This is a genomic window from Mesorhizobium sp. FG116 (assembly GCF_057809835.1).
In genome coordinates, this window is the sequence record NZ_JBMDKS010000012.1 from 120,357 (window position 1) to 131,123 (window position 10,767).

9 protein-coding genes are annotated in these 10,767 nt (G+C 61.8%); 6 read left to right on the forward strand and 3 right to left on the reverse strand.

The features are described from left to right. Window positions 1-188: 188 nt before the first annotated feature. Window positions 189-473: a hypothetical protein gene (locus ACODTY_RS11970; protein WP_488994483.1), complete on the forward strand. Its 285-nt coding sequence runs from the start codon at window positions 189-191 to the stop codon at window positions 471-473. 195 nt (window positions 474-668) lie between these two features. After that, window positions 669-2,015, forward strand: coding sequence for an MATE family efflux transporter (locus tag ACODTY_RS11975; RefSeq protein ID WP_488994484.1), 1,347 nt, complete (start codon window positions 669-671; stop codon window positions 2,013-2,015). 3 nt (window positions 2,016-2,018) lie between these two features. Here the strand turns inward: ACODTY_RS11975 and ACODTY_RS11980 are convergent, their stop codons facing one another. Further along, complete coding sequence (locus tag ACODTY_RS11980) at window positions 2,019-3,095, reverse strand: quinone-dependent dihydroorotate dehydrogenase (RefSeq protein WP_488994485.1); 1,077 nt, start codon at window positions 3,093-3,095, stop codon at window positions 2,019-2,021. Continuing rightward, window positions 3,092-3,442, reverse strand: a complete 351-nt coding sequence (locus ACODTY_RS11985) for a DUF952 domain-containing protein (RefSeq protein ID WP_488994486.1) — start codon at window positions 3,440-3,442, stop codon at window positions 3,092-3,094. Before ACODTY_RS11985 ends, ACODTY_RS11980 begins: the two co-directional genes overlap by 4 nt. A gap of 120 nt (window positions 3,443-3,562) precedes the next feature. Here ACODTY_RS11985 and ACODTY_RS11990 point away from each other — a divergent pair, with 120 nt between their 5' ends. Further along, a complete protein-coding gene (locus tag ACODTY_RS11990) occupies window positions 3,563-4,000 on the forward strand; it encodes a hypothetical protein (protein WP_488994487.1) in 438 nt (145 codons plus the stop codon). A 194-nt stretch (window positions 4,001-4,194) separates the two neighbouring features. Further along, window positions 4,195-4,851 carry a response regulator transcription factor gene (locus ACODTY_RS11995; RefSeq protein ID WP_056241002.1) on the forward strand — a complete coding sequence of 219 codons (657 nt, stop codon included), beginning with the start codon at window positions 4,195-4,197 and terminating at the stop codon, window positions 4,849-4,851. 8 nt (window positions 4,852-4,859) lie between these two features. Here ACODTY_RS11995 and ACODTY_RS12000 read toward each other — a convergent pair whose 3' ends face one another. Continuing rightward, a complete protein-coding gene (locus ACODTY_RS12000) occupies window positions 4,860-8,351 on the reverse strand; it encodes a hybrid sensor histidine kinase/response regulator (RefSeq protein ID WP_488994488.1) in 3,492 nt (1,163 codons plus the stop codon). 226 nt (window positions 8,352-8,577) lie between these two features. Here ACODTY_RS12000 and mscL point away from each other — a divergent pair, with 226 nt between their 5' ends. Both mscL and ACODTY_RS12010 read left to right on the forward strand, forming a co-directional pair. Beyond that, on the forward strand, window positions 8,578-9,000 hold the full coding sequence (mscL, locus tag ACODTY_RS12005) for a large conductance mechanosensitive channel protein MscL (RefSeq protein WP_488994489.1): 423 nt from the start codon (window positions 8,578-8,580) through the stop codon (window positions 8,998-9,000). A gap of 111 nt (window positions 9,001-9,111) precedes the next feature. After that, a complete protein-coding gene (locus tag ACODTY_RS12010; protein WP_488994490.1) occupies window positions 9,112-10,281 on the forward strand; it encodes a pyridoxal phosphate-dependent aminotransferase in 1,170 nt (389 codons plus the stop codon). Window positions 10,282-10,767: the final 486 nt, after the last annotated feature.

Below are 10,767 nucleotides of genomic sequence, written 5' to 3' on the forward strand. Positions count from 1 at the left end.
AGGAAACGTTGGGACCCGTAGCGCCTCGCCAGATACTGGCGATATCCCTCCTCGATATCTGCACATGAACTCCCGCGCCACGGGCCGCTCCTTGGCCATACCCTGCTTATCGCAAGTGGCCGCATTTCTAGTCCTCATGAAAGCCTTGAGCGTTATTAACTGGACTTCATATCGGTGCAGCGAATGTTATGCTGGCCGGCATGAAGCTCACCTTTCCCCAGAAAGTGAACACGTTAGGCAAGGTGAAAGCCGTGGGCGGGTGTATTTCCATGGTCTGCGCAACCTGTGACAAGCAGACCCTGCTCGACATGGAGATGATGATCGGCATGCTGGGGGCGCGGCACAGTTGCCTCGATGCCGACCTGCGCCCCTACTTCTTCTGTACGCAGTGTCGCGCGGCGGGCCGGGACGAAAAGAACTTCAGTTTCATCCAGCATGCCAATGCCAAGCCGCAGGGTTCAGGAACGCTATAGCTCTTCGTTCGGCCCACGAGTGCATCTGGACCAAGCAACTTTCCAGTGCATTGCAGGCGCCGGCGCAAGCCTTCGGTTGTCCCCGGGTAGAATTCTCTATCTATTTGTTTTTATGCAATTCCAGAGGCGAAACCGCGTCGCGCCTTTGCTGGAATTGGTTTAGGCAAGCCGGCATCGAACCGGGCGGAACCCAATTTGAATCAGGCGTCAACGGCAATCCCCAAACCCTTCGCTGTCACCAATCGGTCGGTGCTGGCAATCGCCTTGCCGATGACGCTTGCCTATCTGACGACGCCTTTGCTCGGTCTCACCGACACGGCGGTTGTCGGGCAGCTTGGCGATGCCGCCTTGCTCGGTGGTCTGGCGGCGGGCGCGCTCGTCTTCGACGTGGTGTTCAGCACGTTCAATTTCCTGCGTTCCGGCACGACCGGGCTGGTGTCGCAGGCCTTCGGGCGCGGCGATGCGCTTGAAGAACAGGCGGTCTTCTGGCGCGCGGTCCTGATAGCCGTCGTCACGGGCGTGGTGTTGGCGGCGTTGGCGCCCTTCTTTTCGTTGGGCGGGCAATGGTTCATGGGCGCGGAGGCCTCGGTCAACGAGGCGATGGACACCTATGTCCGCATTCGCCTGCTGGCTGCCCCGTTCTCCCTCGTCAACTACGCAATCCTTGGCTACGTGCTTGGCCGGGGAGAGGGCGGCCTGGGCCTGATCCTCCAGCTTGTGCTCAACGGCATCAACATTGCGCTCTGCATTGTGCTTGGGTTGGAACTGGGCTGGGGCGTCGCGGGCGTGGCGTGGGCCACCGTTTGCGGCGAGTTCGTCGCCATGCTGATCGGCTTGGCCATCCTCCTCAAGCGGTTTCGCAAGTCGCCTCTGCCGATCGCGCGCATATTCGATATGGCCGCGGTCACCCACATGATGTCGCTCAATCGCGACATCATGATCCGCTCGTTCTCGCTGCTTGTGGCCTTTGCGCTCTTCACCCGGCAGGGCGCGCAGTTCGGCACCGTCACCCTTGCCGCCAACGCCGTCCTGATGAACTTCTTCCTCGTCGGCGGCTATTTCCTCGATGGTTTTGCCAGTGCCGCCGAACAGCTTGCCGGGCGCGCGGTCGGCGCATTTGCCGAAAGCTCGTTCCGGCGTGCCGTGCGCCTGACGCTCTATTGGGGCTTCGGCCTGTCGGGCGGGGCTGCACTGATATTCCTGGTGTTCGGCGTCGATCTTGTTGCCGTGATCACCACGGCGCCGGATGTCCGCGCTATCGCCGACATCTATCTTCCCTGGGCCGCATTGACGGCGCTGAGCGGCGTTTTGGCCTTCCAGATGGATGGCGTCTTCATCGGCGCGACCTGGTCCCGCGATATGCGCAACGCCATGCTGGTTGCGCTCTTGGCCTTCCTCGCCGCACTTTTTACGCTTGCGCATCTTTATGGAAATCACGGCCTGTGGGCGGCGCTGCATGTGTTCTTGCTGGTGCGCGGCTTCACCATGCTGGCGATCCTGCCGCGCCGGCTCCGCACGACATTTTCAACTGCTGCCGCGTAGCTTTCAAAGGGCCTTGGCGGCCCATCTGTCGAGTGACTGGTCGCGCAACTCGGCAATCGATTTGATGCCTTCCTTTCCAACCGCGTCGCTCATGCCGGAAACGATGCGCCCCGGCAGGGTCGGTCCGGCGTAGATCATCGAGGTGTAGAGCTGGACGAGGTCGGCCCCGGCGCGGATCTTTTCCAATGCGCTTTCAGCCGAGTTCACGCCGCCGACGCCGACAATCGCCCGCTTGGGCCCAAGCAGCTTGCGCATCTTGGCCAGAACGATGGTCGAGCGCTCGAACAGCACCTTGCCGGAAAGGCCGCCTGTTTCGCCGGCGAGCGCCGTGCTTTTCAGCGGCGGGCGCGAAATCGTCGTATTGGAAACGATGACCCCGTCAACATCCCGTTCCGAAACCTCGGCCGCGATGTCCTCAAGCTCCGCATCGACAAGATCGGGCGCGATCTTGAGAAAGACGGGCGGTTGCGCGCCGGCTTTGGCCCGGGCGGCCATCACGCGCGACAAAAGTTCGCCAAGCTGCTCGCGCGCCTGCATGTTGCGCAGGCCGGGCGTGTTGGGAGAAGAAATGTTGACGGTGAGATACGACGCCAGCGCCGCAAAGCGCAGCACGCCGCGCTCATAGTCCGCGATGCGGTCGGCGCTGTCCTTGTTGGCGCCGATATTGACGCCGACGATGCCGGATCGTCCCTTGCGGGCAGCGAGCCGCTTTTCGGCCGCGTCGTGGCCTTCATTGTTGAAGCCCAGCCGGTTGATGACGGCCTCGTCTTCCGTCAGGCGAAAGATGCGCGGCTTCGGGTTTCCGGGCTGCGCCAGCGGCGTCACCGTGCCGACTTCAGCGAAACCGAAGCCAAGTCCGAGCAGCCCATCCGGCACTTCGGCGTTCTTGTCGTACCCCGCCGCCATGCCGAGCGGATTGGGAAAGCTCAAGCCGCACAAGTCAACCCGCAGCCGCTCGTCGGCGCGCGGTCTGGCGGCAACCGGAAGGCCGCAACGCAGCGCGGCAATCGAAAGGCCATGTGCCGTCTCGGGGTCGAGGCCGAACAGCAGCCGGCGGCCTATCGCGTCGAATGCGCTCATTCCTGCTCCAATTGCGGAAAGACATGGCCCCCATCGGCGTCGAGCGGCAGCGGTTTGACCCACACCACATTGTCCAGCGAAAGCGGACCGTAGAGATGCGGAAACATCGCCCCGCCGCGCGAAGGCTCGTAGCGCAGGGCCTCGCCAAGCTTGCCGCCGTTGATTGCCGCGATCAGCAGGTTGTCCTGGCCGGCGAAATGCTTGGCGGCGGTTTCCCTTGCCTGGCTGGCCGTCGAAAAATGGATGAAGCCGTCTGCCATGTCCACGGGAGCGCCGTCAAAGACGCCGGAGGCTTCGGCCTCGCGCCACAGCGCTTTCGGCACTATCTTGTAAATAAGCTGAGACATAGCCGGGCTATAGCGGGAAGCCAGCCGGCAGGGAAGGGCGGCAACGCGGCCATCCCCATTTCCGGCGCAAACGCCCGCTATATGTTTCGGCATAGGTATACTGATCGGATGGAGGACAAGATGCGCCTTTCACACATCGTCGTTCCCTCATTGCTGGCACTATTTGCGGCAGCACCGGCTCATGCGCAGGAGACCGCCCGCTACCAGTTGGAAAAGACCGCCAACGGCTATGTTCGTATGGATACCCAGACCGGGGCCATGTCGACCTGCGAGGAACGGTCGGGGCAACTGGTCTGCCGCATGGCCGCCGACGAGCGCACCGCCGCCATGGATGAGATCGATCGGCTGAACCGCTCGATCGAGGATCTCGATGGGCGTGTTGCCAGGCTTGAGAATTCACTTGCCGCAAAGCTGGAATCCAGCCTTCCCAGCGAAGAGGAATTCAACAAGACGATGAGTTATATGGAGCGCTTCCTGCGCGGCTTCCTCGGCATCGTCAAGGATATGGAAAAGGACAACGGCAGCGATCCGGGCAAGCCTGTGCCGCAAAAGACCTGATTTGGTTTTGCTTGCCTGCGGCAAATCGGACCTAAGGGCAGCTTGGCAGGGAGTCTACACCATAGTTGGTTTGACTATTACTGTTTGCAAAGTCATATAGCCCGTGTTTGCGCTTGAAAACGCTGGATATAGACGCATAATCTCGGCAGCTTGATCCCGCAAAAAAGTATAACAAGGGGTCGGGGGAGGAACCATTGCCGGTGGGCTACACTTTCGTCATCGCCGACGACCACCCTTTGTTTCGCGGTGCGTTGAAGGAGGCAATTGCCGGCATCGGCGGTGCTTCTTCCATTCACGAAGCTGGCGACTTTGAAAGCGCCAAGGCTTTGGTGGTCGCAAATGAAGACATCGATCTTGTCCTGCTCGATCTGTCCATGCCCGGCGCAAGCGGGCTGTCGGGGCTGATATCGCTGAGGGGCATCCACCCGTCCGTGCCTATGGTGGTCGTCTCGGCGCATGACGATCCGGTGACGATCCGCCGCGCGCTCGACCTTGGCGCGTCGGGGTTCATTTCCAAGTCGGCCAGCATGGATGAGATTCGCGACGCGGTGCAGACCGTGCTTGCCGGCGGCATCGCTGCCCCCATTGGCCTTGACCTTGGCGTCGAGCGCGATCCGGAAGTCTCGGAACTCATCAAGCGTTTGCAGACGCTGACGCCACAGCAGACGCGCGTCCTCGGCATGCTGGGCGAAGGGCTGCTAAACAAGCAGATCGCCTATGAACTCAGCGTCTCCGAGGCGACGGTTAAGGCGCATGTGTCGGCGATCCTGCAGAAGCTCGGCGTCGACAGCCGCACCCAGGCTGTCATCCAGCTTTCCAAGATCGGCACCGACCCGCTTTCGGCGGTGTAGGTTCAAGCCTAGTCGGCGCTTGCCATCGGCCTTGCCCGCGCCATCATGGTGCGCAGCACCGCCGGCTTCAGCGGTTTGTTGATCACCGCAATATCGAGGGCTTCGGCAGCCGACCGCACCTCGCTTGAACGGTCTGCAGTCACCAGCATGGCTGGTATCTCCGCACGATAAAGCCTGCGCAGCTTGTTGATGAGGTCGAGGCCGTTTTCACCGTCCAGATGGTAATCCGCCAGGATCACGTCGGGTGTCGATGCGCTTGCATGTGCAGCCTGGAATGCCTGCCAGCCCGAGAACGCGGCGACATTGCAGCCCCAGCCTTCCAGCAACAGCCGCATGCCTTCGAGAATGCGGATGTCATTGTCGATGCACAACACGTTGAGACCGGCAAGCGACATGATCGAGCGCACCGGCGGTGCGTCGGCAACCAGCGGCTCCGGTTGCACGTCGGCGGCGATCGGCAGGATGACCGAGAAGCGGGTGCCCTTGCCTTCGTTGGAGAAGATGCGGATTTCGAGCTGCAGCACCCGCGCGATGCGATCGACGATCGACAGGCCGAGGCCAAGCCCTTCCGCTTCGCGCGCGCCCTCGTCGAGACGTGTGAATTCGCGGAAAACGGTGTTGAGCTTGCTGCCAGCTATGCCGATGCCGGTGTCGATCACCTGGATTTCCAGCAGATCGCCGCGCCGGCGCACGCCGACCAGGACACGGCCCTGCCTGGTGTATTTGATGGCATTGGACACGAGATTCTGGATCAGGCGGCGGAACAGATTGCGCCCGGTCCTGACACTGAGCGACGACGGCACGATGGTAAGCTCAAGGTTCTTCGCCGACGCCATCGGCTGGAAGTCGGTGGCAATCTGCTGCAGCAGGCTGTCCAGCCGGAACGTCGTTTCGTCGGGCTTCATCGCACCCGCATCGAGGCGCGAAATATCCAGCACCGCGCCGAGGATGTTTTCGACCGATTCCAGCGACGACTCGATGTTGACCGCGGCGTCTCCCGCCGGCCCCTTGCCGGCCTTCTCGATCAGCGACGAACAGTAGAGCCTTGCCGCGTTCAGCGGCTGCAGGATGTCGTGGCCGACCGCCGCCAAAAAGCGCGTCTTGCTGAGGTTTGCCTCCTCGGCGATCTTTTGCGCCTGCGCCAGTTCGTCGTTGACCAGCATGAGCTCGGCGGTGCGGTTGACGACGCGCTGCTCCAGCGTTTCATTGGCGCGCTTCAGCGCGATGTCGGCCTGCACGCGCCTTGTGATGTCGGCATAGGTCGCGACGATGCCGCCGTCCGGCATCGGGTTGGAACGCAATTCGATCGTGCGCCCGCTTGTCCTCAGTTCCAGTTGCCACGGTTCGCCGAAGCTGGTCAGCCTATCCAGCGTGCTCGCTTCCTCGCTTTCCAGTATGTCGCCGCGATAGGCGAGGAAGGCGAGGATCTGGCCAAGCGATACGCCGACCTGCCCCATATCGTCCGGCAGTTCGAACAACAGCCTGTACTGCCTGTTCCAGCAGGTCAGGCGCAGATCCTTGTCGAACACGGTGATGCCCTGTTCCATCTGGTCGAGCGCGATCTGCAACAGGTCGCGGTTCTGCTGCAAAGCGTCGGAGGCATCGTCGAGCAGGCGAAACGCGTCCTTTGCCGAGCGGTCGTGGCGCTGCACCAGAAGCGACAGGATAAGCCTGGCCGACGACGAGCCGACCGCGCTCGCCAGCAATTGCTCGCCAAAGCGGATCGTCTCGATGCTGGCCGGCGAATAGCCAGGCATGGCCCGCCCTTCGCGTTGTTCGAACGACTGGAACGAACGTTCGGTGCGCTCGACGCCGAGATAGCGTGAGATCGTATCCTTCATCTCGTCGACGGTGACGCTGGTGCGGAAGCGTCTCAGGCTCGGCATCGGGTTGGCTTCGCGCGGCACGAAGATCGCCGCCTGGATGCGCTCGCGCGGCTTGGAGGCGCGCGACAGCGAGCCCAGCACGTAGAACGCGATGTTGACGGCAAGGCTCCACAAAACGCCGTGGTTGAGCGGTTCTCCGCTGGTGCCGAACAAGGCTTGCGGCTTCAGCGCAGTCAGGCCGAACGGGCCGTTGACGAGGAACGCCGTTTCGGGTGGCAGCACGGAGGGAATGAACAGCGTGTAGGCCCACACCAGTATCCCCGCCAGCATGCCGAGCGCCGCGCCCCTCGCATTGGCGCCGCGCCAGATCAGCCCGCCGACGAAGGCCGGCGCGAACTGCGCAATCGCGGCAAAGGAGATCAGTCCGAACGCCACCAGCCGCACATTGTCGGCCATTTCGAGGTAGTAGAGGAAGCCGGCAAACAGGATGCAGAAAATCGACGTGCGCCGGATCACCAGGATGACCTTCGACCAGTCCTCGCGCTCGCCCGGCGCGGGCTTCAGCAAGCGGCGCAGGAACAGCGGAATGACGAGGTCGTTCGAGATCATGATGGAGAGCGCGACGCTTTCCACGATCACCATCGCCGTTGCCGCCGAAAGCCCGCCGATGAACGCGATCATCGCCATGATGTCGCGGCCGTTGAACAGCGGCACCGCCAGCACGTAGAGGTCGGCGCTGGCCTGGCTGCCGACGACGGTCAGGCCGGCAAAGGCGATGCCGACGACGAACAGGTTGATCATCACCAGATAGAGCGGGAACAGCCAGCTTGCGGTGCGCAGTTCCTTTTCGCTGCGGTTCTCCACGATGGTCATGTAGAACTGCCTCGGCAGCATGATCACCGCGCAGGCCGCGAGCATCGTCAGCACGATCCATGTCGCCGGCGATGTCCGGTAGGCCATGGAGGCCTGCACCATGTCGTTGGCCTGCATCGCCTCGAACAGATTGGCCGGCCGGTGGAACAGGAACAGGCTGACCGCCGTGCCGACGGCGAGGAACGCGGCCAGCTTGATGACAGACTCCACCGCCATGGCCAGCACCAGCCCGTCCTGGTGCTCGGTGGCGTCGGCATGGCGCGTGCCGAACAGAACCGCGAACACCGCCAGCAGGAAGGCGACGAGGAAGGCCACGTCCCGGTAGACGAAATCGTCCGATATCACGTCCGGCGAATAAAACGACACCATCAGCCCGATCGAACCGGCAATCGAGCGCAGTTGCAGCGCGATATAGGGGATGATGCCGATCGTGGCGATGATGGTGGCAATCGACGCCACCGCGAAGCTCTTGCCGTAGCGTGCTGCGAGGAAGTCGGCGATCGAGGTGATCTTTTCCGCTTTGCCGAGCCTGATGATGCGCTTCAAGAACGGATAGCCGAAGATGAAGATCAGAATCGGCCCGATATAGATGGTGAGGAATTCCAGTCCGCGTTCGGAGGCGAGGCCGACCGAGCCGAAGAACGTCCACGAAGTGCAGTAAACGGCAAGGCTGAGCGAATAGATGTAGGGGCGTGAAGCGATCGGCCCGCGCCGCGCCGCATGCCGGTCGCCGATGCTGGCCACCGCAAACAGCATCGTCACGTAAAGTATGGCCGCAATGACGATCAACCAGCCAAGCACGGCTTTTCGCTTTCAAACTGACTAAGACTGCGAAGCAATCACAGCCGCAACGCCATGTCCACCAAGACCTTGGGCTTGCCCCCGTGCAGCGATCCATCCTGCCGTTAGGGAAAGTCGAAGCGTAAATTTGTCATTTTGCAACCCACGGTTTCTGTTATTGTCCGAAGGGTGGAAACTGGTCGGCAACAACAGCGTGCGAGGAAGTTGCCATGATTAGGAGGGACGAATGCTGAAGGAATTTCAGGAGTTTATCTCCCGAGGTAATGTGATGGACCTGGCCGTCGGTGTCATCATCGGCGCTGCGTTCGGCAAGATTGTCGATTCGCTCGTCAACGACATCATCATGCCGATCATCGGCGCCATTTTGGGCGGCCTTGATTTCAACAACTACTTCATCGGCCTGTCGTCGGCGGTCACTGCCACCTCCCTCGCCGCGGCCAGGGAACAGGGCGCAGTCTTCGCCTACGGCAGCTTCTTCACTGTCGTTTTGAATTTCCTCATTCTGGCCTGGATCATCTTCCTTATGGTCAAGGGCGTGAACAATGTGCGCAAGCGCGTCGAGCGCCAGAAGCCGGCTGCCGAAGCCGCGCCGCCTCCGGCCGATGTAGCGCTCCTGACGGAAATTCGCGACCTGCTCGCCCGCAAATAGGCAAGAAATCGGGTCTCTGGACCAAAACCCCGGCCTGCCAGGGCCGGGGTTTTCTGTTTTCCGGCCTGCCGAAACGGGGTAGCACCTTTCGCGGGATTGAACGGAGTTTGCATGACCCTCATTCAGAATCTGCGCGGTGAAGCGCTGGCTGCGCCTGAAAGCGGCATTGTCGCGGTCGTGAACTATGGGCGCGAACGCCCCGGCCTGATCCCGCTATGGGCGGGCGAGGGCGATCTGCCGACGCCGCCTTTCATTGCCGATGCAGCCTCCCGCGCGCTAGCCGCCGGCGAAACCTTCTACACGTGGCAAAAGGGCATACCGGATCTGCGCCAGGCACTCGCGCGCTACTACCAGCGCCATTTCGGACGACAGTTCCCCAGCGAGGATTTCATTGTCACCGGGTCCGGCATGCACGCCATCCAGTTGGCTCTCGATGCCGTGGCCGGCAAGGGCGACGACGTGATCTATCTCACGCCGGCCTGGCCGAATTTCGCGGCCGCCGCAGAGATCGGCGGGGCAAGGGCCGTTGCGGTGCCGCTCCAGCAGTCTGGCAATGGCTGGTTCTGTGATGTCGAGCGCATTGCCGCCGCTGTCACGCCCGCCACGCGCGCCATCTTCATCAACTCGCCGTCCAATCCGACCGGCTGGACCGCCGACCCCGAAACGCTGCAAGCGATCCTCGATCTTGCCCGCTCAAAGGGTCTTTGGATCATCGCCGACGAAATCTATTCCCTGTTCTACTATGATGGCCCGCGCGCGCCTTCGTTCCTCGATATCGCGGCGGATGAAGACCGCATCCTGTTCGTCAACAGTTTCTCCAAGAACTGGGCGATGACAGGTTGGCGCGTCGGCTGGGTCAAGGCCCATCCCTCCCTGCAGCCGGTTTTCGAAAACCTGATCCAGTATTCCACCTCGGGCGTGGCGCAGTTCATGCAGCGCGGGGCAGTCGCCGCTCTTGACGACGGCGACGCCTTCATCGCCGAACAGGTCGAGCGGGCGCGTCAGGCGCGCAATCTCGTTTGCGGCATCCTTGCCGAAACCGGTCGGGCGCGCTTCACCGCGCCGCAAGGCGCCTTCTATCTGTTCTTCACCATCGATGGCGTCGAACAGTCGAAAAGCGCGGCGTTCGATATCATCGATCAGGCCAATGTCGGCCTCGCGCCCGGCACGGCGTTCGGCGCGGGTTGGGAGCGCTATTTCCGCCTGTGCTTCCATCGCCGCCTCGATCAGGTCGAGGAAGCCGCGCATCGGCTGGCCAAATGGATCACGACCGCCCGCTAGCGATCTTCCGGCCGCTCTGCCCGCTTTAATGGAGCATTCGCAAGCGGTTGGAATTTGGCGCATTCACTAGTTGTAAGGCCGGTTTCGCTTCTTCAATCTTCTGCATCGCCTGCGCATTGCCGCACTGTCACGGAATGGATCCCGGACAGCATCGCTTTCACTTCGTTCAGCTTGCTTCCGGGATGACGCAGCGTTTAGGTCTCGCCTCGATGGATGCAAGACCAGCTAGTCGGGCGTGATCCCAAAGCGCGTTAGAGCGCACCCTCTCTGTTTCGTCATCTCTGCTAGGAAGCGCAACCTCTCCACTTCGTCATCCCGGAATTCGCTTTTGAGCGGAGCGAGAAAGGAATCTCGCGATTGGAGATTGGCGGAATTCGCTCATTGCGGCGCGCGCTTTCCTTTCCGCTGTTTTCTGGATCGCCTGAGCATTTCCGCGATGTCACGGAATGGATCCCGGACAGCATCGCCTTCACTTCGTTCAGCTCG